Below are 23,552 nucleotides of genomic sequence, written 5' to 3'. Positions count from 1 at the left end.
AACCCGACGAAGTCGGGCCGGAAACGGAGCCAGGGGCTTTGGTCACTTTGGCCCCATCAAAGTGACTCGCCGAGGGGCGAAAAGCTGACCTGAGTCGGACCTCAATCCACCTGACATCCCGGAACCGCCGTGTTACGCAGAGCGTCGGCCGCTGTGAGGCAGCTGATACGGGGCAGAAATCTTGCAGTCTTCGGCGTGCGATGCTCCAGCGGGGATTTAGAATGCTCTGGAGCATGTCGCTATACAAAAAGTTATTTAAATAGCCTTTAGGAATAATCATAGACCGTCGTGCACACGCGCAAAGCAGATGACCAAGCAGATTTTAATATTCTGATTTTTTATAATTAGCTTAGAAGTAAATGTGCTTTTTAATTGGATTGCCATACGCCTAGTCTTGTTGATCAGTCAGCAGTCATCAAGGAGCAATACCATGAGCAACGTCAGCGCTTTGCCAGTCCAGTCAGGTACGACGCAGTCGGGTGGCGGCAGCGTGCGCGACAGAGTGTCGCCGGAGGAATGGGACGTCCGGGTCAAACTGGCGGCAGCCTATCGGCTGGCGGCGCTCAAGCGTTGGACCGATCATATCTATACGCACTTTTCGGCACGTGTGCCGGGCCCGGACGAGCACTTTCTGATCAACGCGTTCGGGCTGTTGTTTGATGAAATCACCGCGTCCAACCTGGTCAAGGTCGATATTGACGGGACGATTGTCGATGACCCCACCGGGCTGGGTATCAACTACGCCGGTTACGTGATTCACAGCGCCATTCATGCAGCGCGCCACGACCTGCAGGCGGTGCTGCACACTCACACCCGTGACGGTATCGCCGTGTCGGCCCAGAAGCACGGCCTGCTGCCCATCTCCCAGCACTCGATTGCCTTCTCCGGCCGGGTGGCTTACCACGGCTATGAAGGTATTGCGCTGGATTTGAGCGAACGCGAACGGCTGGTGGCGGACCTGGGTGACAAGAGCGTGATGATCCTGCGTAACCACGGGTTGCTGACTGGCGGGGTGAGTGTCGAGCATGCGTTTCAGCAGCTTCATGCCCTCGAGTACGCCTGCAACATTCAGATTGCAGCGCAGTCGGCGGGTAACGCCGAACTGGTGTTTCCGCCGCGCGAGGTGATTGCCAAGGTGGAGCAGCAGGCAAAGGCCATCAAGGACGGCCATGCGCCGGGTGTCGCACGGCACTGGAATGCCCTGATTCGCGAGCTGGAGCGTAATGACACCGACTACAGGACCTGAGCCTGCAACGCAGTGATGCGAGGCGCTTGAGGTTGGTGTAGTGTGCGCAGCCAAAACAAGGGGCGCACACATGCAAGACCTGCTGAACGAAATCCTCGACGAAGTAAGACCCTTGCTTGGTCAGGGCAAGGTTGCCGATTACATCCCGGCACTAGGCGAGGTCCGGCCTGATCAACTGGGCATCGCGGTGTACGGCAACGATGGCCAGGTGTTCAGCGCCGGCGACGCCGAAACGGCGTTTTCGATACAGAGCATTTCCAAGGTGTTCAGCCTGGTGCAAGCCATCAATCACTCGGGCGAGGAGATCTGGCAGCGCCTCGGGCACGAGCCTTCCGGCCAGCCGTTCAACTCGCTGGTGCAGCTGGAATTCGAGCAGGGCAGGCCACGCAACCCGTTCATCAATGCCGGTGCGCTGGTGATCTGCGACATCAATCAGGCGCGGTTTGCAGCACCGTCGCTGTCGATGCGCGACTTCGTTCGACGCCTGTGCGGCAATCGGGCGATCACCTCCGACTCCAAAGTCGCCGAATCCGAATACCAGCACCGTTCGCGCAATGCCGCGGCGGCCTATCTGATGAAGTCCTTCGACAATTTCCACGGCGATGTGGAAGACGTGCTGCGCAGCTACTTCCACCATTGTGCGCTGAGCATGAACTGCATCGATCTGGCCAAGGCATTCGGCTTCCTGGCGCATCAGGGCTTTTGCGCGCACAGCGGCGAGCAGGTCCTCACTGCGCGGCAAGCCACCCAGGTCAACTCGATCATGGCCACCAGCGGCTTGTACGACGAGGCCGGCAACTTCGCCTATCGCGTAGGCCTGCCGGGCAAGAGCGGGGTAGGCGGTGGTATCGTTGCGATCGTGCCCGAGCGTGCTTCGGTCTGTGTGTGGTCCCCGGAGTTGAACGCAGCGGGCAATTCCCTTGTCGGTATGGCTGCGCTGGAAAAACTCAGCGCGAGGGTCGACTGGTCGGTCTTTTGAGGTAAAAAGCCTTCTGAAGTGAACCGCGCGTCGAAGCGCGAACCAGACAGGAGTCATGGATTGAATAGAAGGCTATGCAAATCGCTCATGCTGAGCGTCGGGCTGCTGGTGCTGGCAGGCTGCGGCACGCAACGGGTTCTGGAACCCGAGTTGACGCCTGAACAGGCGCGCGCGCGGATCGTGCGCCTGATGCCGGTAAATGTCACGGATCGCCAGGCATGGGCCACGGATATTCATGCCGCGTTTGCCGCGCAGAAAATCCCGCTGACCACCGAAAACCTGTGTTCGGTGATGGCCGTTACCGAGCAGGAGTCGACCTTTCAAGTCGATCCTGCAGTGCCGGGCATGGGCCACATCGCCCGCGCTGAAATCAACCGCCGCGCCGCGCGACTGCACATTCCCGATGCGCTGATCGCCACGGCGTTGCGCGTGCGCTCGCCGGACGGCAAGACTTACGGCAAACGCCTTGATTCTGCGCGCACCGAGAAAGACCTCAGCGCGATCTTTGATGATTTCATCGGTATGGTGCCCTTGGGTCAGACGTTGTTCGGCAACTTCAACCCGGTCAAGACCGGCGGGCCGATGCAGGTCAGCATCGCCTTTGCCGAGAAACACGCCGAGGATTATCCCTACACAGTCGATGGTTCGATCCGTCGCGAAGTCTTCACCCGCCGTGGTGGCATGTACTTCGGTATCGCCCACCTATTGGGCTACCCGGTCAACTACACCGAGTCGCTGTACCGCTTTGCCGACTTCAATGCCGGCTGGTACGCCAGCCGCAATGCTGCGTTCCAGAATGCCGTGAGTCGGGCAACCGGGATCGAGCTGGCGCTGGATGGCGACCTGATCCGCTTTGACTCCACCTCGCCAGGCTCCACCGAGCTGGCGGTGCGCACCCTCGGTGATCGGCTGGGGATGAACAAGTCGCAGATATGGAACCAGCTCAAGCAGGGCGATACGCTGGAGTTCGAGGAAACCGATCTGTACAGCAAGGTCTTCGCCCTGGCGGACAGGGCGGCGGGCAAGCCTTTGCCCAGAGCCATCCTGCCCGGCATCACCCTGAAAAGTCCGAAAATCACCCGCAACCTTACTACCGCCTGGTTTGCCGAGCGCGTCGACGACCGACGCGAACGCTGCGTGCAGCGTGCGCCCAAGTGAAGTTGAATCATCGTGACAGGAGGTTCACCGTCATTGCATCCCGCTCGCCCCCGAAAAACGTATCCAGCACCTTTTGAAACACAGGCCGCTCGGGTGCTGCGATGCTGAACAGGGTCATGCTCGAATGCAGTTTCATGTCATCCGGCGAACTGAAGATCTGTCGCGCCGAACGTTCTACCTGAGGCGCAATGATGCCGGCGCACTGTTCCAGGCGCGGGCCCAGCACGGAGTGTTGCAGGTAAGCCCGCGCTTCATCGAGATCGGTGACTGCGTAGTGTCGCGCCGTGTCGCTGCGCCCCAGCCCCTGGATCTGCGGGAACACAAACCACATCCAGTGGGAGCGTTTCTGCCCGGCTTCGAGTTCCGTTAACACCTGCTGGAACAGCGGCTGCTGGGCATCGACAAAGCGTTGCAGGTTGTAAGTATCTTTCATGATGAGTTTCCTGTTTTTCAACAAACCTGTGGTCGTATGATGGCCGCCCCTCAAGGGGGTTCGACCTGTCTGAAGAGTTTTTAAGCGTATGCCGGTTTTCAAACGTTTCATTTCGTTCATGCAGCAGGCCTTGCGCGCCATGCATCTGGTCTGGACCACTTCCCGAGCGCTGTCCATCGGCCTGATCGTCGCCACGCTGATCGCCGGCCTGCTGCCCGCGCTGGCCGCCTGGCTCGGCCAGCGCATCGTCGATGCCGTGGTCGCTGCCATGCAGTTGCACGCCAGCGCAGGCGAAGCGCCGTTGTGGCCGGTGTTGCGCTATGTGTTGTTCGAAGCCGGTGTGCTGGCTCTGCTGGCGGCAGCACAGCGTGGGCTTTCGGTGCAGCAGGCATTGCTGCGGGTGCTGCTGGGGCAGAAGGTCAATACCCTGATTCTGGAGAAGGCCCAGACCCTGTCGCTGTCGCAGTTCGAAGACTCCGAGTTCTACGACAAGCTCGTGCGCGTCCGGCGTGAAGCCTCGACACGGCCGCTGGCACTGGTGACCAAGTCGTTGGGGTTGCTGCAAAACCTTATTTCGCTGATCAGCTTTGCCGTACTGCTGGTGCATTTCTCGCCTTGGGCGTTGCTGATTCTGGTGCTCGGCGCGTTGCCGGTGTTCTTTGCCGAGGCGCATTTTTCCGGCGACGCGTTCCGCCTGTTTACCCGGCGTGCTCCGGAAACCCGTCGACAGAACTACATCGAAACACTGCTCTCCCACGAGGGCTATATCAAAGAGGTCAAGCTGTTCGGCTTCGCGCCGCTGCTGCTCAAGCGCTACCGCGACACCTTCGAGCGTCTGTACGCCGAAGACCGGCGCCTGACGGTGCGTCGTGATGGCTGGGGTTTTTTGCTCGGGCTGCTGGGCACGGCTGCGTTTTACCTGGCCTACGCCTGGGTGGTGGTCGATGCGGTGCATGGGCGGATCACCCTGGGGCAGATGACCATGTACCTGGTGCTGTTCAAGCAGGGTCAGGCCGCAGTAAGCAGCAGTCTCAGCGCCATCAGTGGTCTGTACGAGGACGGCCTGTATCTGGCCGACCTGTATGTCTACCTCGGTCAGCCGGTCACGCCGTCTGCCGGCAGCCTGACCGTGGGCGCGCAGCCCGGCGATGGCATGCGCTTCGAAAACGTCAGTTTCACCTACCCGGGGACCAGCCGTCCGGCACTGGAAAACATCGATCTGCACCTGGCGCCGGGGCGCAGCGTGGCCCTGGTGGGCGAGAACGGCTCGGGGAAAACCACGCTGATCAAGCTGCTGACGCGTCTTTACCAGCCTGATCAAGGCCGCATTCTGCTGGACGGCAGCGACCTGCAGGAGTGGGACGAAGAGGCCTTGCGATCGCGTATCGGCGTGATTTTTCAGGACTTCATTCGCTATCAGTTTCTGGTCGGCGAGAACCTTGGAGTCGGCGACACTCAGGCCTTCCATGATGAAGGCCGTTGGCGCGAAGCGGCGGCGCAGGGCATGGCCGCGCAGTTCATCGAACAGCTCGACAAAGGCTACGCCACCCAATTGGGTCGCTGGTTTGCGGGAGGTCAGGAGCTGTCGGGCGGGCAGTGGCAGAAAATCGCGCTGTCACGCGCCTACATGCGCCGCGACGCCGATATTCTGATTCTCGACGAGCCGACTGCTGCGCTGGATGCAGGCGCAGAAGCGGCGGTATTCGAGCATTTTCGCGAGTATGCCAAAGGGCGCATGACGCTGCTCATATCGCATCGCTTTTCCAGCGTGCGCAATGCCGAACACATCGTGGTACTGGAGCACGGGCGGGTGCTGGAACGCGGTGATCATGACAGCCTGATCGCCGCCGCAGGGCGCTACGCCGCGCTGTTCGATCTGCAGGCGCAGGGTTATCGCTAGGTAAAACCGGATAAAAAGTGTTGCAGTGAATGACCAGTCGGCGTTTTATGGGAGCCCTGTTTCAAGCTGTATCTTTTTGAATCAAACGGAGACATCGATGCAATTTCGTAAATTGGGCAAAACCGATCTGTCGGTCAGCGCGATCTGTCTGGGCACCATGACCTGGGGCGAGCAGAACACCCAGGATGAAGCATTCGAACAGATTCGTATGGCCAAGGATGCCAAGGTCAACTTCCTCGACACGGCAGAAATGTACCCGGTGCCGCCGCGTGGCGAGACCTACACCAAGACCGAAAGCATCATCGGCGAGTACTTCAAGAAGTACGGCGACCGCAACGACTGGGTACTGGCCAGCAAGGTCGCCGGTCCAGGTCGCATGGATCACATCCGCGATGGCAATCCGCGCCTTGACCGCAAGAACATCACTGCGGCGCTGGAAGCCAGCCTCAAGCGTCTGAACACCGATTATCTGGACCTGTACCAGCTGCACTGGCCGGATCGCAAGACCAACTTCTTCGGCGTGCTCGGTTACACCCACGACCCGGATGATCAGGCCGTCGAAATCGAAGAAACCCTGTCGGTACTGGGCGATCTGGTCAAGGCGGGCAAGATTCGTCACTTCGGCCTGTCCAACGAAACGCCATGGGGCACCCAGCGTTTTCTGCACCTGGCCGAAACCCTCGATCTGCCACGTGCCGTCTCCATCCAGAATCCCTACAACCTGCTTAACCGCACGTTTGAAGTCGGTCTGGCGGAAATCGCCATTCGCGAACAGATCGGCCTGCTGGCGTACTCGCCGCTGGCGTTCGGTGTGCTGGCGGGCAAGTACCTGGACGGTGCACGTCCGGCCGATGGCCGTCTGACCCTGTTCGAGCGTTTCCAGCGCTACAACAATCCGCAGGCCGTCACCGCCACGGTCAGGTACGTCGCGCTGGCTCGCGAGCATGGTCTGGATCCCTCGCAGATGGCGCTGGCCTACGTGACCAGCCGACCGTTCGTGACCAGCAACATCATTGGCGCAACGAAACTCGATCAGCTGAAGATCAATCTGCAGAGCATCGACGTCACGCTGTCCGATGAGGTCATCGCCGGTATCGAGGCCATTCACACCTCGCAGCCCAACCCTGCGCCATAACCTGCACTGAACTTAATTTCAGCCTCGCCAGTCAGCACTAATACGCTTACTCCGAGGCTGAAATTGATGCACATCTCACTCAAGCAACAAGTTGCAATCGTTACCGGCGCCAGTTCCGGTCTGGGCGCAGGTGCCGCACGCGCGCTGGCAGACGCCGGTGCCGCCGTGGTGATCAACTACAACTCCAAGCCTGAACCTGCCGAGAAACTCGCCGAAGAGATTCGTGCGTCCGGGGGCAAGGCGCTGGCTATGGGTGCCGACGTTTCGAAGGAAGAAGACGTCGAGCGGCTGTTCGCACAGACCATCGAACATTTCGGCGCGCTGGATATTCTGGTCGCCAATTCCGGCTTGCAAAAGGACGCGTCGATCGTCGACATGTCCCTCGAAGACTGGAATACCGTCATCAACGTCAACCTGACCGGGCAGTTTCTCTGCGCCCGCGCAGCATTGCGCCAGTTCATCAAGCAGGGCATGCGCCCTGAAGTGTCACGGGCCATGGGCAAGATCATTCACATGAGCTCGGTGCACCAACTGATTCCATGGGCCGGGCACGTCAATTACGCAGCGTCCAAGGGCGGCGTCGACCTGTTGATGCGCAGCATCGCTCAGGAAGTCGGCGAACTGAAGATTCGCGTCAACAGCGTTGCACCGGGTGCCATCCGCACGCCGATCAATGCCGATGCACGCAAGGGCGACGCCGAGAAGGAAATGCTCAAGCTGATCCCTTATGGTCGTATCGGCGAGCCGGAAGACGTCGCCAATGCCGTGCTCTGGCTGGCGTCCGATGCCTCGGATTATGTGCACGGCACCACCCTGTTCATCGACGGCGGCATGACCCTCTATCCGGAGTTCCGTGGCAATGGCTGACTTTCCCGCAGAGGCGCAAAACCGTATCGAGGATCACGGCATCATCGGCGACATGCGCAGTGCTGCGCTGATTGCCAACACCGGCAGTATCGATTTCTGCTGCTGGCCGGACTTCGACAGCCCGTCGATTTTTACCGCGCTGCTGGACACCCCCGACGCCGGGATCTTTCAGTTGGCACCCGATCTGCCTGACGCGAGGCGGCTGCAGATCTACCTGCCGGACACCAACGTTCTGCAAACCCGCTGGATTTCCGAGGACGCGGTGGTGGAAGTCACCGACCTGATGCCGATCGGCGAGGATCAGGATGATCTGCCGCGTATCGTGCGCCGCGTTCAGGTGCGTTTTGGCGAGGCCACGCTGCGCATGCGCTGCCGGGTGCGCATGGATTACAGCCGTGCCGACACCGCTGCGCGAGTCGATGGTCAGGACATCTGCTTCGAAGCCGCCGGGCAACCGGGCATGCGTTTGTCGGCAACGACGCCGTTGCGTCTCGAGCAGCACGACGCCGTTGCCGAATTTCATATGCACAAGGGCCAGACCATCGAGTTCATTCTCGGCGGAATCGATGATTCGAATGTCGCTGCTGGCCGCTGCTCGCGCTATTTCGATGACACCTTGAAGTTCTGGCGGCGCTGGTCCGGGCAATCGCAATACACCGGGCGCTGGCGTGAAATGGTCACTCGTTCGGCGCTGGCCCTCAAGCTGCTGACCTCGCGCAAGCATGGCGGCATTGTTGCCGCTGCGACGTTCGGTTTGCCGGAAACCGAGGGCGGCGAGCGCAACTGGGATTACCGCTACACCTGGATACGTGACGCGTCGTTCACCGTGTATGCGTTCATGCGCCTGGGCTACACCGATGAAGCCAATGCCTTCATGAGCTGGGTACGCGGACGACTGGATGACTGCTGCGAACGGACCGAAAAGCTCGGCATTCTCTATGCGCTGGATGGCCATGCTGAGCTGCCGGAAGAGCATCTCGATCACCTGTCCGGCTACGGCGGTGCTCAGCCGGTACGCATTGGCAACGAAGCGTATAAGCAGGTCCAGCTGGACATCTACGGCGAGTTGATGGATGCCGTGTACCTGGCCAACAAGTACGGCGACGCCATCTCCCATGACGGCTGGCAGCACGTGGTGCGTCAGGTCGACTATGTGTGCGAGCACTGGAACGACCGGGACGTGGGCATCTGGGAAATGCGCGGCGGCGATCAGCACTTCCTGCACTCGCGGCTGATGTGCTGGGTAGCGCTGGACCGGGCACTGCGCCTGGCCTTCAAGCGTTCGCTGTCGGGGCCGTTCGAACGCTGGACCAAGGTGCGCGAGGAGATCCACAACGATATCTGGAAGAACTTCTGGAACGACGACCTGGGTCACTTCGTGCAGCACAAGGGCAGCCGCAATCTGGATGCCTCGATGTTGCTGATGCCATTGGTACGTTTCGTCGGTGCCAACGATCCCAAGTGGCTGGCGACGCTGGATGCCATCGAGGCCGCGCTGGTGCGTGACGGGATGGTGTTCCGTTACCGCAACGACGACGATCATGATGACGGTCTGGCAGGTGAAGAGGGCGCCTTCGTGGCTTGCTCGTTCTGGTACGTCGAGTGTCTGGCCCGTGCCGGCCGGGTCGAACAGGCGCATCTGGAGTTCGAGCAGTTGCTGCGTTACGCCAATCCGCTGGGCTTGTACGCCGAGGAATTCGACGCGCATGCTCATCACCTCGGCAATACGCCGCAGGCCCTGAGCCATCTGGCGCTGATCAGTGCGGCCAGTTTTCTGGACCGCAAACTGGGCGGTGGACAGGCGCTCTGGCAGCCTTGACACGGTGAAGAAACGGATCATGAAATGAACGTTCAACGCTTCAGCCATGATTCGTTTCACTTCGCGTGCAATGAATACCCCACTGGCTGTTCTTCAAGTCGGTGGTCTTGCGCCACAGTCGCGCAATAACTCAACCGCGGCAGATAAACGCCGTTGCTGCGCATGGCTGCCCGAATCGCCACGTCGTCATCACAGGTCGCCAGCGTGCGTCCGGCAAGCAGCCCGATCGCTTGCCCCGAGCGCATCGCGCCCATCGGTGTCCAGTCGGCAATGATCAACGCACCTTTGGGCACTACCGGCTCGTAGGCGCGCACGAAATGCTCAGCGGACCGGTCGCGCAGGTAGGGCACCATGAAGTAGCGAATATCGTCACGATAGGGCAGCTGCTCCTTGTGCGCCGGAAGGGTGATGACCCCGTTGGCGTAGAGTGAATACGTCAGCAGGATGACTGCCGGTGCCGACAATGCCGAGAGATTGAGCAACGTGCCGCGTGCCGCTGTGCGGGGCAGGATACGCCGCAACTGAATCATGCCGAGGATCGTCAGTATCGCTGCACCGGGTAGAAAAAAGGTAAAGCGGTCGGTCACATTGTAGGAGATGGCGAACACCAGATTCAGCAGCGCGGCGCTCCATAACAAGCGCAGCCGGCTTCCCCTGGGAAACAGCAGCAGCCCCGCCATTTGCGGCCCGATCAGCGACAGCAGCAACAGCGCTACCGCGCTCTTCTCCTCGAGGAGTTTGTCGAAACGCAACAGACTGCCTTCCCACTCCGGCCCTGCAACGGTCGCGCTGGCCCCGGTCATGTAACGATGCGCAATGTCCAGCAGGCCCATCCCGGCGTTCAGGTCATTGATTACCGCAACAGCGGCCGCCGCGAAACCAAGCATGAAACCGGGCAGGGTGATCAATACTTGCGCCTTGTGCTGAAACAGCAGGTGCACGTAAAGCGGCAGCAGAACCACGAACGTCAGTTGATGAACCGAGGCCGCCAGCCCGGTGAGTACGCCAATCGCGAAGAGTTTTTTCAGCGGCGTCAGAAGCGGACTGTCATTGAAGTACAGCGCATAGGCCAGTAGCACGATCAGCGTGTGCAACAGGTAGACCTCAGCCTTCGTCGACACCCAGAACACACCATGGGCCAGTGTTGTCGCCGCGGCAGCGAGCAGCGCCTGGCGTGCACCCGCGCCAACGCTCTGCGCCAATCGGTAGACGACCCAAGCCAGCGGCAGGAGAAGCACCGAATTCAGCAGGCTGAGCGAACGTGCACCGAACAGGTTGGAAAAAACCGTATTGAACAGCTGATAAAACGGATGCTCCAGTGGCCCGAGCGACTGGCTGAAATACTGACCCTCATGGGCGTTGGCCAGGAACATGCCATTGTCCATCCATTGCACCGGACCACTGGAGGCCAGAAAGCTCGCCGTGATGGCGGCAGCTAGCAAAAACAGGGGGATACACATCGATGCGCGCGAATCGAGTGGCATTGAACCGCTCCTCCGTGAGGTGAACAAAAATGTCGAGCGTCTGAGTTATGGCCTCAAGACTGAGGATTCGGTACGGGTTTCGCGCCGGTAAAGCGCGAGAGCATCACGGCGCCGATGGCCACCGCAAACCACAGGGTCGCCAGACGTATCAGCACTGTGGCAGCCACCGCATCCGCCCCCGGCATGCCCTTGAACATCAGCAGCCCGACCATCACCGCTTCGGCGCTGCCCAGGCCGCCCGGCATGAAGCTCAACGCTCCCGCGAGCATCGCCAGTGCGTAGGTGAATACGGCAAAGGTCAGCGGGATCTGTGCGCCCATCCAGCCAAGCATCCAGTAAAACGCCAGTGCCTCGGCGCTCCAGGCCAGCAGACTGAGCAGGCTGGCGGTCAGTAGCACGTTGCCATGCAGGCACTGGCGAGCCGCAAGCAGCACGTTGAACAGCTGCTGCCACAGGCTACTGACGCGCGTGTTTTTTGTGGGCAGTGAAGCCTGTAAACGCTCCAGCAAGTGACGGCGAGACAGCACCAGCGAGCCCGTCAGAACCAGTGCAAAACCGAGCAGGATCATCGGCTGCGCCTGCGGATACCAAGACAGGCCGAACAGCGTGAGCAGTACGATGGCCAGCAGATCGGAAAGACGCTCGCTGACAAACGCGGCAAAGCTTTGCGGGTACGGCACGCCCAGCGGCCTGAGCAATACGCCACGCAGCGCTTCACCGGCCTTGCCGGGAGTCGTGGTCAGGGCGAAGCCAGCCAGATAGATCCGCAGGCTTTTTCGCCAGGCCAACGAATGCCCCAACACTGAAAGGTAGAGTTGCCAGCGGACGAAGCGCAGCGCGTAGTTGATTGCAGACATCAACAACGCCACGCCGATGCCGAGCAGCCCGACCTTGCCCGTGGCTTCGCCGACCGCCTGCCAGCCGCCCCACAGCGAGAAACCCAGATACCCCATGGCCGAGACGACGATCGACAGAAGCACTGCCCGATAGCGCCATCCGGACAGCAACAGCAAGCCGCTCACAGGTTGAGCCTTTTGAACAACGGCTGCGGGATCGAGCGAATCACCCACATGATCCATGCCCAGAAGCCCGGCGCGTAAAGGCTTGTTGATTGGCGTGCGATGCCATTGACGATGCGTTCAGCAACGTCTTCCGGTTGCGCCACCAGCCAGGCCGGCAGTGGCAGACCCCGGGTCATGGGCGTGTCGACAAAGCCTGGTTTTATGGTCACTACGTGTACGCCCAGCTTGAACATCCGCGCCTGTAACCCGTCGCAGAACGTCGAGACGGCAGCCTTGGCCGAGCCGTACAGATAATTGGAAGGGCGTCCGCGATCGCCCGCGACCGAGGAAATCACCGCCAGTGTGCCGCAACGCTGAACCTCGAACTGCCTGGCCAACACGGTCAGCAAGGCAATCACCGATGCGCCATTGGTGATGAATTCCTGCACGGCCAGCCCTGCGTTCTGCTCGCAGGCCTTCTGATCGGGCAAGGTGCCGTGAGCCAGAAGCACGACATCGATCTGCTGCAGTACAGCCAGACAATCAGCCAGCATCGCCGGGTGCTCCGAGAAGTGCGTGACGTCCATTTGATAGGTGTCTACGTGTCCGGCACCGCGAGCCCTGAGGTCGGCGGCATTGCTCACGAGCTTGTCCGTATTACGCGCCACCAGGAAAAAATCACAGCCTTGCGTGGCCCAGCGTCGGGCGCAGGCATGGGCAATGGTTGATGTAGCGCCAATGATCAGAATCTTTTTCATGACATCACTCGTTTCCAGAAGCGGGACATCAAAGAGGGGTCGCGCAGGGCTTCCAGTTGTTCCCACGCCGGATAGGCCTGACGGAAGTCGCTGCCGCTCATGTGTGCATCCTTGGCCGGGTACAGTCGTCCACCCGCGTCACGGACAATGGCATCCAGACGCGGGAACAGTGACTCGGCCAGATCGCGCGTTTGCGCAAAGTCCAGTGCCAGCGAGGTGCCCTGCATCGGAAAAGACAGCAGCCCGGGCGAGGCGATGTCACCGCAGCGCTTGAGGACTGCGAGGAATGACCCCTGTCCCGAGGCTGCGATGGCATCGAGCAGCAGCTGCATGGCCTGGGGTGCACAATGCTCGGGAATCACGCACTGGTATTGCTGAAACCCCTTGCGACCATAAAGACGGTTCCAGTGCAGCACTCGATCCAGCGGGTAGAAGAACGCCTCGCAGGCGCTGCGGCGGGGCCTCGGCAGGTCTGAGTGCGCGTACCAGTACAGCGAATTGAACGCACGCAAGGACAGGCTGTTGACCAGCGACACCGGAGGCGTGAACGGCACGTTCAGGCGATTGCGCGCCTCAATCGACAGTGACCCGTAGCGGGCGTGGTCGCCGACGATGTAGACCCCGCGGCCGCTATGCGCACCACGGGCCAGGCAGTCGATCCAGGCCACGCTGTATTCATGCTGCGCATCCAGCTCTTGCGACAGCGTAAAGAACTCCGCCAGATTGGCGAAGCGCACTGCCGTACTGTCGATCTGGCTGCTGCGGATCGGCATCAGTTGCAGCTCGACCCAACTGATAACACCGGTCAGACCGAGGCCGCCAATGCTGGCGGCGAAAAACTGCGGATTGTCCACGGCCGAGCAGACCATGGGCGGCTGGTCATGACGGATCAGCTCGAAGCGCATGACATGACAGCCAAAGGTGCCGCGCCGATGATGGTTCTTGCCGTGTACATCATTGGCCAGCGCGCCGCCTATCGTCACGTACTGTGTGCCAGGCGTGACCGGTAGAAACCAGCCGTGCGGGATCGCTGCCGCGAGCAGTTGCGACAGTGTCATGCCCGCTTCCAGTTGCACCACGCCGCGCTGCCAGTCGGCAGCAATGAAGCGATCCAGCCCGCGCATGTCCAGTACGTGAGCGCTGCTGGCCAGACAGCTGTCGCCGTAGCTGCGGCCGTTGCCGAAGGGCAGGCTGGTGTGATGGTGTGCAGCGGTTTGCGAGATGTGCGCGGGGAAGCGTTTTATCGAGTCACATTCGTGACCCTGCTGGGCAACCTGCGGGTAGCGACCCCAGGAATAGAGAGGCCCGCTCATGCTGCGACCCAGAACACCAGCAGGAACAGCAAGCCGATCCCCTGGCTGATCCGGTCGCGAATCGCGAAAACCACCGGGTCCTCGTTCATTTCACCGCGATGGGTGAGCATCCAGATCCGGGTGATCCAGAACAACAGCAATGGGCAGGCCAGCCAGATAACGTGCGGGTGCTGATACAAGGCCACCGTCGCACCTTCATGGATGTAAAGCGCCAGCACCATCACTGCCAGATTGCCTGACGAGGCCCCCAACGAGGCGATCATGTCCAGATCGCCCGGGTAGTAACCACGGCCAGCCGTCTTGCCTGTTACAGCGCGCAGTCGTGCCTCGCGCAGTTCGGCATAGCGCTTGACCAGCGCCAGGCTGAGAAACAGAAACATCGAAAACGCCAGAATCCAGAACGTCAGTGGCAATTGAAACGCTGCCGCACCGGCCAGGATGCGCGTGGTATAGAGCATCGCCAGAACGATGACGTCGACGGCCATGTGGCGCTTGAGGTAAAGCGAATAAACCAGCGTCAGCAGGTAATAGGCTGCCAGCACCGCCGAAAACTGCCACGGCAATCCTGTTGCCGCAGCGGAGAAGGCTGCGGCGAGCAACAGCGGTATGACCAGCAGGCCGGATTTTATCGACAGCGCACCACTGGCGAACGGGCGCTCGCGCTTGCTTCTGTGGTGGCGGTCGTCTGCCAGGTCAAGGAGGTCGTTGAGCAGGTATACACTGGATGCGCACAGCCCGAAACACAGAAAGGCCAGCAAACCGTCGAGCAGCAACTGCGTGCTCTGGACCTGATGGGCAGCCAGCAGGGGCACAAAAATCAGCGCGTTCTTCAGCCATTGGTGCAGGCGCAGCGCTTTGCGCCAGGCGCTGATCCCGGACGTTACCGATTGGATAACCTGCTCGACATTGCCTTGTGCCCGCGCCTTGCGCTCCACACCGGCAAGCGGGCTGGCGACGATGGCCTTGCGTGAGACACCCCAGATGCACAGATCGTCCCGGGAGTTGCCGATGTAATCGAAGCCCTGCTCACCATAGTGGCTAACCAGCAAATCGCGTTTACGATGCGCGGAAAGGTTGGTTCTACCGTCCGAGGCCCACACCTGATCGAACAGTTGCAGATGTGCCGCGATCCGGTTGGCGAGGGTTTCGTGCGAGGCGGTGGCCAGAATCACGCTTCTACCGGTCTGCCGCTCGGTCTGAATGTAATCAATGACGTCAGCGTTGAACGGCAGTAACGCAACGTCAATGTCGGTACCCAGCGCTAGGCCTTGCTTGAGAGACGCCTTGCCCTGCAGCAGCCAGGCGAAAAGACTGAACAGCTTTAACGGATGACCACGGATAAACGCCACGGCGGTTTCAAACAGCATGTCAGATCGCAGCAATGTTCCGTCGAGGTCGACAACCAGCGGTGTATGAACCTCAAGAATTCTTCCTTGAATACCGGGCATGAATAGTTGCTCCTGTGAACGTGAGCGCACTATGGAACGAAAACGGACATTCGCCACTTCAATAAAGTTAAACGCTATCGATAATTCAGCCGTGCCGATGGCGTCAGAAAAATCAGCTGTTTGACACTATTCGCCACACGACGGCTATTGATCCGTTATTCGATCAAAGACCGGAATCTGGCGGTGGCAACGGTAATGGCTGGCGAGTGCCGCGCCACCCATCGCGATCTGGCCGGGGCAGTGCGCTTTCGGCGATTCTCTGCCGATCGGTACCAGCGACTGCGCGTGACCCGTTGCAGATCCCGGCCCCGCGCGGACTGCGCTTGAGGTGTTCATTGGTCGCAGACATCAAAAAAATAATGAATTTCTTTGCCACGAATACAGTCACCTATACTTCAAGCCACTGCTGAAAAAGGATCAGACTTTCAATGGCACTTCCAAAGCATTACCGCATTGATTATCTGCTGAATGGTTCGTTCAAGAGTTTTTATATACGAACCGAGAATATGGATAACGCTGAAGCATGGCACTGTGCAAGTGTCGACGCAGGTCTCGCACGCATACCGAAATACCGTTTGGAGAAGGTCGCGCGGGTGTCGAAACCGTACGCCGAGCACTTCGGTGTCACCAATGTTGAGTGGGCTCAGGCCTGAGCCCACTCAACCTGCACTCGTCAGCGGTGAGCGATCTGCTCCAGCGCAAGATTGCGTGTGCGTGGCCCGAACCGGCCGATGGTGACGATCACGATCAACATGCTGCCGACGATGAAGGCCAGCACGCCCGGTGTGCCGAAGTGATCGAGAAATATCCCGATCAGCAGGCTGCTGAACACCGTTGACAGTCGGCTGAATGAGTAGCAGAAGCCCACTGCGCGAGCGCGGATGTTGGTCGGGAACAGCTCACCCTGATACGAGTGGTAGCTGAAGCTCAGCCATGCGTTGCAGAACGTGATCATGATCCCGCAGAAAATCAGCCCTGCCGCGCTGGTCTGAAAGGCGAACAGGCTGCCGAAGATCATGGCGCCCAATGCTGAGCCGACGATTTGCCATTTGTTCTCGAAGCGGTTGGCAAACTTCACGAACAGCAACGGCCCCAGCGGATAAGCCAGCGTAATCACGAACGCATAGGCTAGGCTGTGGGTGACGCTCAGGCCCTGACCAGAAAGCAGGGCAGGCAGCCAGTTGCCGAAGCCAAAAAAACCGATGGCCTGAAAAACGTGAAACACGATCAGCATCAAGGCGCGGCGACGATAGGGTGGCTGCCACATGTCGGCAAATCGACCGTTGCCTGACAGCGCTACGTTTTCCGGTTCAGGCTCATCCAATGGCTTGCTGTGGTCTCTGATACAGCGTGCTTCAATGCCGTCCATGATGCGCTCGGCTTCATCGAAGCGTCCCTTCTGTGCCAGCCAGCGCGGCGATTCCGGCAGCGCCGAGCGCAGCCACCAGACGAACAGGGCGAAGACTGCACTGCTGATTACTACCCAGCGCCAGCCGGAAAAACCGAAAGGGTCCTGGGGCACCAGCCACCATGACATCAGCGCGACGCTGGGCACTGACAGAAACTGAATGAAGAAGGCAAAGGCGAACGCCGAACTGCGTATGCGCTTGGGCACCAGTTCCGACAGGTAGGTGTCGATGGTGACCAACTCGACCCCCAGGCCGATACCCACGACGAAGCGCATGCCTATCACGCCCAGCGCAGAGGTCTGCAGGCCCATGATCACGGTGGCAACGGTGTACCAGATCAGCGCGAAGGTGAAGATCGCGCGGCGTCCGTAACGATCGGCAACCGGGCTGACGAGGCTGGCTCCGAAAAACAGTCCCAGAAAGGTTGCCGAAGCAAAGGCTGCCTGATCGGAAAAGCCGAACAGACCCTGACTGCCCGTGGCGAAGATCCCGTCGCGAATCAGACCGGGACTGATGTAGGCGGTCTGGAACAGGTCGTAGAGCTCGAAAAAGCCGGCGATGGACAGCAGGGCGACCAGTCGCCAGATGGTCGCGACCGCAGGCAGTCGGTCAATACGCGCCGAGATGTACGCTGCCCGCAACGGCTCGTTCGCGGTTGCCTCGGTATGAGGTAATGAGGTCATGGATGGCCATCCTGAGTTCTTGTTAAGGCCTGAATACTACTCCTTACAATTTGTAATCATTGGTCTTTTAATGCAGTTATCGGGGTATAAAAGATGAAAAATTGTTTACTGGATCGGTTTTTTGACTTTTTATATCGGATCCATTAGGTCGCTGGAATTAAGTGAACATGAGGACGGTGCAGCGGTGACCGTGTCAGGCAGGGAGGTACGCGAAAAACAGCAGGCATGAAGCCATCAATGATGTATCAACATGTGTCGCAAAACTTTAGGATTGGGCCTTAACTATCTGCATGCCGGGTTCCCGTGACGTACAAACTGCCCACTACTGCCACCGCTCCTTTCTGCCCTTCGGCGACCACGGACAGTGTGGCCATTCCGCCGAACGCGTCCTTGCTGCGCAAGATGATGCTGTTTGTCGGGCCTGGCCTGCTGGTTTCCATCGGCTATATGGATCCTGGCAACTGGGCGACCGCCATCGAGGCCGGGTCGCGCTTCGGCTATTCGCTGCTGTTCGTGGTGGTCCTGGCCAGCCTCTCGGGCATGGTCTTGCAGAACCTTTGTTCGCGGCTGGGCATCGCGACCGGCCGTGATCTGGCGCAACTGTCCTCCGCACGCTACAGCCGCAAGGTCGCCAAGGGCCAGTGGTTGCTGGCAGAACTGTCGATCATTGCCACCGATCTGGCGGAAGTGCTGGGCGCTGCGCTGGCGTTTCATCTGTTGCTCGGCGTTTCCATCACCACCGGTGTGGCGCTGACCGCTTTCGATACGCTGATTGTGCTGGCCTTGCAGGGCGCCAATTTTCGTCGTCTGGAAGCCATCGTGCTGGGGCTGATTGCAACCATCGCCAGTTGCTTTGCCGTCGAGTTGTTTCTGATCAAGCCATTCTGGCCGGATGTCGTCGCGGGTCTGAAGCCGAGCTGGGATGTGTTGAGCAGCCAGGAGCCGCTGTACATCGCCATCGGCATTCTGGGCGCCACCGTCATGCCGCATAACCTTTATCTGCATTCGTCTGTGGTGCAGACGCGGGTCAACGGTTCGGACCAGGCCAGCAAGGCCAGCGCCATTCGCTACGCGCGGCTGGACACCATCGGTTCGCTGAGCCTGGCGCTGCTGATCAATGCGGCGATTCTGATCCTCGCTGCTGCAGCGTTTCACAAGACCGGGCATACCGAGGTGGTCGAGATTCAGGACGCCTATCACCTGCTTGATCCGCTGGTGGGTGGTGCGATCGCCAGCGTGCTGTTCGGTATTGCCTTGCTGGCGGCGGGGCAGAGCTCGACCTTCACCGGCACCATTGCCGGGCAAGTGGTGCTCGAAGGTTTTCTGCAGGCAAAGATCCCGTGCTGGCAACGGCGCTTGATCACCCGCGCACTGGCACTGATTCCGGCGCTGATTGGCGTGATCTGGCTGGGTGACAGCTCGGTGGGGCAGATGCTGGTGCTCAGTCAGGTGGTGTTGAGCCTGCAACTGCCTTTTGCGCTCTGGCCGTTGATTCGTTTCACCAGTGACCCACAACTGATGGGGCCGTTCGTCAACAGCCGGCTGGTGAAAACGGCGGCCTGGGGGCTGTTCGGGCTGATCTCGGCGGCTAATCTGACGTTACTGTGGTTCTGGATCAGCTGAACTTGATCGGCTGCCGCGACTCTCACACCTGACACCAATGTCAGCCGTCAGGTAGCCGGACATGAGCACATCGAGCGACAAGGGCAGCGTCTTCGAAACCGATTTGCCCGCGCGTCTGGACCGCCTGCCCTGGGGACGGTTCCACACCTTGCTGGTGGTTGCGCTGGGGATCACCTGGCTGCTGGACGGCCTGGAAGTCACCCTTGCAGGCTCCGTCGCCGGGGCCTTGAAAGCCAGCCCGGCGCTCAATCTCAGCAACAGTGACATTGGCCTGGCGGGTGCCGCCTATATTGCCGGTGCCGTGCTGGGCGCGTTGTTCTTTGGCTGGCTGGCGGACCGTCTCGGGCGTCGCAAGCTGTTCTTCATCACCTTGCTGCTGTATGTCGGCGCAACGGCCGCCACGGCGTTTTCTTTCAGTGTGTGGAGCTTCATGCTGTTCCGCTTCCTGACCGGCATGGGCATCGGCGGCGAATACACGGCAATCAATTCGACCATTCAGGAATTTACCCCGGCCCGCTACCGTGGGTGGGTCGACCTGACTATCAATGGCACGTTCTGGCTGGGTGCCGCGCTCGGTGCGATTGGCTCGATTGTCTTGCTCGACCCGCTGTGGGTTGGCGCCGAGCTGGGCTGGCGCCTGTGTTTCGGGATCGGTGCGGTATTGGGCCTGCTGGTTCTGCTGATGCGACTGTGGCTGCCAGAGAGCCCGCGCTGGCTGTTGATACACGGCCAGGCTGAACAGGCCAGGCAGATCGTCGAGCAGATAGAAGCAGACTTGCAGCGTCAGGGCCACGTACTGCCCGCAGTGTCGGGAAAACCCCTGCGCCTGCATGCCCGTGACCACACGCCGCTGGGCGAGGTCGCCAGAACGTTACTGGTGACGTTTCGTCAGCGTTCGCTGGTAGGCCTGACGCTGCTAACGGCCCAGGCGTTTTTCTACAATGCGATTTTTTTCACTTACGCACTGGTGCTGACCGACTTCTATGATGTGCCGGCCGAGCGCGTCGGCTGGTACGTGCTGCCACTGGCGCTGGGCAATTTCTGCGGTCCGCTGCTGCTGGGCAGACTGTTTGACGTGGTCGGTCGACGGGTGATGATCAGCCTCACCTATGGCGTCTCGGGCGTGCTGCTGGCGATCAGCGGCTACCTGTTCCAGCAAGGCGTGCTGGACGTCACCCAGCAGGCCATCGCCTGGATGGTGATTTTCTTCTTTGCATCGGCAGCGGCCAGCTCGGCCTACCTGACCGTCGCCGAAACCTTTCCACTGGAAATTCGTGCCTTGGCGATTGCGGTGTTTTACGCATTCGGTACCGGGCTGGGCGGGATGATTGGCCCGACGCTGTTCGGCGAGCTGATCGAAACCGGCGAGCGCAGCAATGTGCTGATCGGCTATCTGATCGGAGCAGGGCTGATGCTGCTGGCGGCGGTTGTGCAATCGATATGGGGCACGGCTGCCGAGCGCAAATCTCTGGAAGATGTGGCCAGACCGTTGTCGCAGGCCGGGGACCGATAGGGGGCGTTAACGGAATATGCCGCGCAGGCTGTCCACGGACGCCTGCAGGCCGATGATCCGCTCACTGACCTCTTGCGCTTCGTGTGCCCGGGAAGTTCGCTCGAGGTACAGGAGATGTCCGGCCAGGTTGGCCGAAACAAGTTCCAGGTCGTCGGCAGTACGCCTGATGTACGCCTGCATGTCTTGCAACTGTTCGATCTGCACGGATGGTGCCCTTATAGGTCGCATCCGAGCGCACTAAATGAATGGGTGACTATTATCAATCCACCCGATCGGGTTGTCGGCGGCAAGGTCATCTTTCTTTAATGCCGCAGGTAAATAAACAAGCCAATCAGTTTTCGCACCGTGCCGAGCAGCCTAATCGTCTTCCTGATCATCGTGTTCCGAGTAGGAGTCCAGCAACTCGGCCAGTGCCAGGGTGCGGTCCAGCCCACTGCGGGTGGACATGATTTCGGCTACCGCCTGCGTGGCGGCAACTCTGGCAGCTTCGCGTTCGGCATCGGTGTTATTGGGCGTGGCGGCCTGCGCAGCCTCAATAATCGATTGCTCAAAGGTATTCATGGTGCTCGCTCGTGAAATTCAAGTGCCTGTGATACCGAGAATGGCGGATTGTTTCAAGGCCGATCAATCACCTTCGTAGGGAAATTCCTCCAGGCTCTGCATCAATGCAACGCCCTGTGGCCCCTGAACATTCTCCAGCACCCAGCAACTGTTGGCATTTTTGGCCAGCAGCAGGCGTGTTGTCTGGCGGGTGACCGGCTGCTGCGGGGCATCCTTGTAACCCAGGTTATAGGTCATTTCGACCACGGCCTGCTTGTCCGAGTTGGACACCAGCTTCCAGTCAACTGGCTTTTGCACATCACCGTCCTGCGCGTCGGTCCACGGGTTGGCACTCACGGCGCATTGATCGCCGTTCTGGCACGCCCAGTCCTTTTTGAGCAGGCTCAGTAAAGGTTTTGACAAATAATCAGCGCTACCTTTGCCGTTCAGATAAAAATCCTGGTGCTTCTCATAGATCCAGCCCGCCGTGTCGACCGGGGTCGCAGCCGGGCAGGCCGCATGGGCAGTGGTTGAAAGCAGGCAGGCGAAGGCAATGGCGACGGTTCTGGACATGGAGCGGGCTCGCAGAAAAGGTGGCAGTGAGGTTACAAGCTGACAACACTGCATTTGTAAGGCATGCGGACAAAAAAGCAATGGTTTCGGTCATGCGTCAGAGGGGCGGGCAGACTAAACCGGATTGAGGGTCATTTCATTCAGTACGCGGTTCGCGGCCGTCACTTCCTTGATCCGGTCCTTTCCGATCGTGTTCAAGGGGTTTTTCATGAGTCTGCTCATTTCCACGACCGCGTTTGCGCGGGAGGAACCATCGAGACGAGCTCTGCGCCGGACATGCCCTGCATGGCGCTCTGCGGCGCATGGGGCATGCTCACGCAGAGCGTCGGCGAAGAAGGCTTAGCCTTACTTCTTGATTGGCACGATTTCCATCATCTGGCCATTGACCTTCTGGAAACGCACGTATTTGTCGTTGATTTTTACCCATTCGCTTTCTTTCGCAGGCTCTTTAAGGCCTTTGCTTTTCCAGTCCTTCACTTCCAGATCGCTGCGGCGATATTTTTCCGGAACGCGGGAGCCTACTTCCAGCTCATGGACATTGTCCTTGGATTCGCTGACTTTCGGTTCCGCCGTCTCTGCCGCGTGAACGGGCAGGGTGACGGCGGAAAAGCAGCCGAGCAAGGTCATGCAGGCGATCAACGATTTGCTATTCATGTGAAGACTCCCAGTCTTTGGTATAAGGCGATGGCTTAATGCCTCGTAATAACTCGGACCCTCACTGTTGCAAATCATTCGATCGGGTTTGCTGTGCTCAGCCTTTCAGTGTCTCGGCGATGGTTGCAGAAAGCGGGGTGGTCGGGCGGCCGATCAGCGCGCTCAACTGGCGACTGTCATCGAACAGGGCGCCCTTGGCAGCAGCGGCATCGGAATCGGCCAGCAACCGGGCGACGAAGTCCGGCAGGCCTGCCTGGATAAGCGCTGCTTCGAATTCGGCCTGTGGCAGGTTGACGTAAGGCAGGGACTTGCCGCTCTGCGTCGACAACTGCGCCGCAAATTCGGACAGCGTGTAGGACTCATCACCTGCCAGTTCATAGACTTTACCGGCTTGTGTCGTTTCCGAAGTCAGCAGCACAGCGGCCGCTTCGGCGTAATCCAGACGCGAAGCAGAGCTGATACGGCCCTCGTCGGCACAGCCCATGACTGCGCCATGGGCCAGCGCGCCGGAAATGCCCGCCGTGTAGTTCTCGGTGTACCAGCCATTGCGCAGCAAGGCAAAGGGCAGGCCGCTGGCACGCAGGTAGTCTTCGGTTTCGCGGTGCTCGCTGGCCAGGCTCAATCTCGAGGTGTCGGCATGCAGAACACTGGTGTAGGCCAGCAGCTGGACCCCGGCACGTTTGGCCGCATCGATCACTGCCTTGTGCTGCGGCAGACGCTGACCCACTTCGCTGGAAGAAATCAGCAGCACTTTGTCGGCGCCGGTAAATGCGCTGTCCAGTGTCGCCGGCTGTGAATAGTCGGCCTGACGAACCTGAATACCCTGCCTGGACAGATCGGCGGCCTTTTCCGGACTGCGCACGGCGGCAACGATTTGCGAAGCGGGTACGCGGCTGAGCAACTGTTCAATGACGAGGCGGCCAAGCTGGCCGGTGGCACCGGTGACAACGATCATGGAATGATTCCTTGAATCAGGTTGAAAGGAAGCGCCAGCATAGTCATGATGCTTACCTTTA

General features: G+C 59.8%; 22 protein-coding genes. 10 read left to right on the top strand and 12 right to left on the bottom strand.

Features of this window, described 5'->3' with window-relative positions:
* The first annotated feature begins 430 nt into the window (after positions 1–430).
* From QRN50_RS02955 to QRN50_RS02945, 3 genes are all read left to right on the top strand, one after another.
* The gene (locus QRN50_RS02955; protein WP_024651520.1) at positions 431–1,246 is read left to right on the top strand and encodes a class II aldolase/adducin family protein; all 816 of its coding nucleotides are present in this window, start codon (positions 431–433) and stop codon (positions 1,244–1,246) included.
* A gap of 70 nt (positions 1,247–1,316) precedes the next feature.
* Entirely contained in the window at positions 1,317–2,225 is a 909-nt protein-coding gene (gene glsB / locus QRN50_RS02950; RefSeq protein WP_003408001.1) for a glutaminase B, read from the top strand.
* A gap of 87 nt (positions 2,226–2,312) precedes the next feature.
* Positions 2,313–3,383, top strand: a complete 1,071-nt coding sequence (locus QRN50_RS02945) for a DUF1615 domain-containing protein (protein WP_058399072.1) — start codon at positions 2,313–2,315, stop codon at positions 3,381–3,383.
* A 7-nt stretch (positions 3,384–3,390) separates the two neighbouring features.
* Here the strand turns inward: QRN50_RS02945 and QRN50_RS02940 are convergent, their stop codons facing one another.
* Entirely contained in the window at positions 3,391–3,816 is a 426-nt protein-coding gene (locus tag QRN50_RS02940; RefSeq protein WP_058399073.1) for a DUF1810 domain-containing protein, read from the bottom strand.
* An 88-nt stretch (positions 3,817–3,904) separates the two neighbouring features.
* Between QRN50_RS02940 and QRN50_RS02935 the strand changes: the two genes are divergently transcribed.
* The 4 genes from QRN50_RS02935 (at position 3,905) to QRN50_RS02920 (ending at position 9,537) form a co-directional block, all read left to right on the top strand.
* Positions 3,905–5,716 carry an ABC transporter ATP-binding protein gene (locus tag QRN50_RS02935; RefSeq protein ID WP_024642564.1) on the top strand — a complete coding sequence of 604 codons (1,812 nt, stop codon included), beginning with the start codon at positions 3,905–3,907 and terminating at the stop codon, positions 5,714–5,716.
* 97 nt (positions 5,717–5,813) lie between these two features.
* Positions 5,814–6,851 carry an NADP(H)-dependent aldo-keto reductase gene (locus QRN50_RS02930; RefSeq protein WP_096126980.1) on the top strand — a complete coding sequence of 346 codons (1,038 nt, stop codon included), beginning with the start codon at positions 5,814–5,816 and terminating at the stop codon, positions 6,849–6,851.
* Positions 6,852–6,917: 66 nt separating this feature from the next.
* Positions 6,918–7,718 carry an SDR family oxidoreductase gene (locus QRN50_RS02925; protein WP_024639483.1) on the top strand — a complete coding sequence of 267 codons (801 nt, stop codon included), beginning with the start codon at positions 6,918–6,920 and terminating at the stop codon, positions 7,716–7,718.
* Positions 7,711–9,537, top strand: a complete 1,827-nt coding sequence (locus QRN50_RS02920; RefSeq protein WP_096126979.1) for a glycoside hydrolase family 15 protein — start codon at positions 7,711–7,713, stop codon at positions 9,535–9,537. The genes QRN50_RS02925 and QRN50_RS02920 overlap by 8 nt, the downstream gene beginning before the upstream one ends.
* 56 nt (positions 9,538–9,593) lie before the next feature.
* Here the strand turns inward: QRN50_RS02920 and QRN50_RS02915 are convergent, their stop codons facing one another.
* Genes QRN50_RS02915 through QRN50_RS02895 form a run of 5 tightly spaced genes read right to left on the bottom strand, consistent with a single transcriptional unit; the run spans position 9,594 to position 15,541 of the window.
* Positions 9,594–11,021, bottom strand: coding sequence for a DUF2723 domain-containing protein (locus QRN50_RS02915; protein ID WP_096126978.1), 1,428 nt, complete (start codon positions 11,019–11,021; stop codon positions 9,594–9,596).
* Positions 11,022–11,074: 53 nt separating this feature from the next.
* A complete protein-coding gene (locus QRN50_RS02910) occupies positions 11,075–12,043 on the bottom strand; it encodes a lysylphosphatidylglycerol synthase transmembrane domain-containing protein (protein ID WP_024651516.1) in 969 nt (322 codons plus the stop codon).
* Positions 12,040–12,780, bottom strand: a complete 741-nt coding sequence (locus QRN50_RS02905; protein WP_011267576.1) for an SDR family oxidoreductase — start codon at positions 12,778–12,780, stop codon at positions 12,040–12,042. The genes QRN50_RS02910 and QRN50_RS02905 overlap by 4 nt, the downstream gene beginning before the upstream one ends.
* On the bottom strand, positions 12,777–14,093 hold the full coding sequence (locus tag QRN50_RS02900; RefSeq protein WP_024660405.1) for an FAD-binding oxidoreductase: 1,317 nt from the start codon (positions 14,091–14,093) through the stop codon (positions 12,777–12,779). Before QRN50_RS02900 ends, QRN50_RS02905 begins: the two co-directional genes overlap by 4 nt.
* Positions 14,090–15,541: a UbiA family prenyltransferase gene (locus QRN50_RS02895; protein WP_024660404.1), complete on the bottom strand. Its 1,452-nt coding sequence runs from the start codon at positions 15,539–15,541 to the stop codon at positions 14,090–14,092. The genes QRN50_RS02900 and QRN50_RS02895 overlap by 4 nt, the downstream gene beginning before the upstream one ends.
* 428 nt (positions 15,542–15,969) lie before the next feature.
* Between QRN50_RS02895 and QRN50_RS02890 the strand changes: the two genes are divergently transcribed.
* Positions 15,970–16,194 (top strand): DUF6555 family protein, encoded by a 225-nt coding sequence (locus QRN50_RS02890; RefSeq protein ID WP_003407519.1) that lies wholly within the window; start codon positions 15,970–15,972, stop codon positions 16,192–16,194.
* Between the two features lie 20 nt (positions 16,195–16,214).
* On the opposite strand, the gene QRN50_RS02885 is transcribed toward QRN50_RS02890, so the two are convergent.
* Complete coding sequence (locus QRN50_RS02885) at positions 16,215–17,633, bottom strand: MFS transporter (RefSeq protein WP_032653767.1); 1,419 nt, start codon at positions 17,631–17,633, stop codon at positions 16,215–16,217.
* Between the two features lie 315 nt (positions 17,634–17,948).
* Here QRN50_RS02885 and QRN50_RS02880 point away from each other — a divergent pair, with 315 nt between their 5' ends.
* Positions 17,949–19,256, top strand: coding sequence for an Nramp family divalent metal transporter (locus tag QRN50_RS02880; RefSeq protein WP_161633407.1), 1,308 nt, complete (start codon positions 17,949–17,951; stop codon positions 19,254–19,256).
* Positions 19,257–19,317: 61 nt separating this feature from the next.
* The gene (locus QRN50_RS02875; RefSeq protein ID WP_058399079.1) at positions 19,318–20,769 is read left to right on the top strand and encodes an MFS transporter; all 1,452 of its coding nucleotides are present in this window, start codon (positions 19,318–19,320) and stop codon (positions 20,767–20,769) included.
* A gap of 6 nt (positions 20,770–20,775) precedes the next feature.
* On the opposite strand, the gene QRN50_RS02870 is transcribed toward QRN50_RS02875, so the two are convergent.
* The 5 genes from QRN50_RS02870 to QRN50_RS02850 form a co-directional block, all read right to left on the bottom strand.
* Positions 20,776–20,973, bottom strand: a complete 198-nt coding sequence (locus QRN50_RS02870) for a hypothetical protein (RefSeq protein WP_003349205.1) — start codon at positions 20,971–20,973, stop codon at positions 20,776–20,778.
* Between the two features lie 153 nt (positions 20,974–21,126).
* Positions 21,127–21,330 carry a hypothetical protein gene (locus tag QRN50_RS02865; RefSeq protein WP_003367271.1) on the bottom strand — a complete coding sequence of 68 codons (204 nt, stop codon included), beginning with the start codon at positions 21,328–21,330 and terminating at the stop codon, positions 21,127–21,129.
* Positions 21,331–21,393: 63 nt separating this feature from the next.
* The gene (locus QRN50_RS02860) at positions 21,394–21,882 is read right to left on the bottom strand and encodes a DUF3828 domain-containing protein (protein ID WP_024660401.1); all 489 of its coding nucleotides are present in this window, start codon (positions 21,880–21,882) and stop codon (positions 21,394–21,396) included.
* Positions 21,883–22,227: 345 nt separating this feature from the next.
* Positions 22,228–22,536 (bottom strand): RcnB family protein, encoded by a 309-nt coding sequence (locus tag QRN50_RS02855; RefSeq protein ID WP_003407540.1) that lies wholly within the window; start codon positions 22,534–22,536, stop codon positions 22,228–22,230.
* 97 nt (positions 22,537–22,633) lie between these two features.
* On the bottom strand, positions 22,634–23,491 hold the full coding sequence (locus QRN50_RS02850) for an SDR family oxidoreductase (RefSeq protein ID WP_096126976.1): 858 nt from the start codon (positions 23,489–23,491) through the stop codon (positions 22,634–22,636).
* Positions 23,492–23,552 lie beyond the last annotated feature (61 nt).

It is taken from the genome of Pseudomonas sp. MEJ108 (assembly GCF_030208985.1).
In the GTDB taxonomy this organism is placed as follows: Bacteria; Pseudomonadota; Gammaproteobacteria; order Pseudomonadales; family Pseudomonadaceae; genus Aquipseudomonas; species Aquipseudomonas fragariae.
The sequence above is the reverse complement of the archived record's forward strand: the minus strand, read 5'-3'. Positions and strand labels throughout refer to the sequence as shown.

Excerpts from the sequence above, each read along its gene's own strand:
- QRN50_RS02895 (WP_024660404.1), bottom strand. The coding sequence starts at position 15,541 with ATGCCCGGTATTCAAGGAAGAATTCTTGAGGTTCATACACCGCTGGTT.
- QRN50_RS02925 (WP_024639483.1), top strand. The coding sequence starts at position 6,918 with ATGCACATCTCACTCAAGCAACAAGTTGCAATCGTTACCGGCGCCAGT.
- QRN50_RS02890 (WP_003407519.1), top strand. The coding sequence starts at position 15,970 with ATGGCACTTCCAAAGCATTACCGCATTGATTATCTGCTGAATGGTTCG.
- QRN50_RS02865 (WP_003367271.1), bottom strand. The coding sequence starts at position 21,330 with ATGAATACCTTTGAGCAATCGATTATTGAGGCTGCGCAGGCCGCCACG.
- glsB (WP_003408001.1), top strand. The coding sequence starts at position 1,317 with ATGCAAGACCTGCTGAACGAAATCCTCGACGAAGTAAGACCCTTGCTT.
- QRN50_RS02955 (WP_024651520.1), top strand. The coding sequence starts at position 431 with ATGAGCAACGTCAGCGCTTTGCCAGTCCAGTCAGGTACGACGCAGTCG.
- QRN50_RS02900 (WP_024660405.1), bottom strand. The coding sequence starts at position 14,093 with ATGAGCGGGCCTCTCTATTCCTGGGGTCGCTACCCGCAGGTTGCCCAG.
- QRN50_RS02860 (WP_024660401.1), bottom strand. The coding sequence starts at position 21,882 with ATGTCCAGAACCGTCGCCATTGCCTTCGCCTGCCTGCTTTCAACCACT.
- QRN50_RS02920 (WP_096126979.1), top strand. The coding sequence starts at position 7,711 with ATGGCTGACTTTCCCGCAGAGGCGCAAAACCGTATCGAGGATCACGGC.
- QRN50_RS02940 (WP_058399073.1), bottom strand. The coding sequence starts at position 3,816 with ATGAAAGATACTTACAACCTGCAACGCTTTGTCGATGCCCAGCAGCCG.
- QRN50_RS02935 (WP_024642564.1), top strand. The coding sequence starts at position 3,905 with ATGCCGGTTTTCAAACGTTTCATTTCGTTCATGCAGCAGGCCTTGCGC.
- QRN50_RS02875 (WP_058399079.1), top strand. The coding sequence starts at position 19,318 with ATGAGCACATCGAGCGACAAGGGCAGCGTCTTCGAAACCGATTTGCCC.
- QRN50_RS02930 (WP_096126980.1), top strand. The coding sequence starts at position 5,814 with ATGCAATTTCGTAAATTGGGCAAAACCGATCTGTCGGTCAGCGCGATC.
- QRN50_RS02885 (WP_032653767.1), bottom strand. The coding sequence starts at position 17,633 with ATGACCTCATTACCTCATACCGAGGCAACCGCGAACGAGCCGTTGCGG.
- QRN50_RS02915 (WP_096126978.1), bottom strand. The coding sequence starts at position 11,021 with ATGCCACTCGATTCGCGCGCATCGATGTGTATCCCCCTGTTTTTGCTA.
- QRN50_RS02850 (WP_096126976.1), bottom strand. The coding sequence starts at position 23,491 with ATGATCGTTGTCACCGGTGCCACCGGCCAGCTTGGCCGCCTCGTCATT.
- QRN50_RS02945 (WP_058399072.1), top strand. The coding sequence starts at position 2,313 with ATGCTGAGCGTCGGGCTGCTGGTGCTGGCAGGCTGCGGCACGCAACGG.
- QRN50_RS02855 (WP_003407540.1), bottom strand. The coding sequence starts at position 22,536 with ATGAATAGCAAATCGTTGATCGCCTGCATGACCTTGCTCGGCTGCTTT.
- QRN50_RS02905 (WP_011267576.1), bottom strand. The coding sequence starts at position 12,780 with ATGAAAAAGATTCTGATCATTGGCGCTACATCAACCATTGCCCATGCC.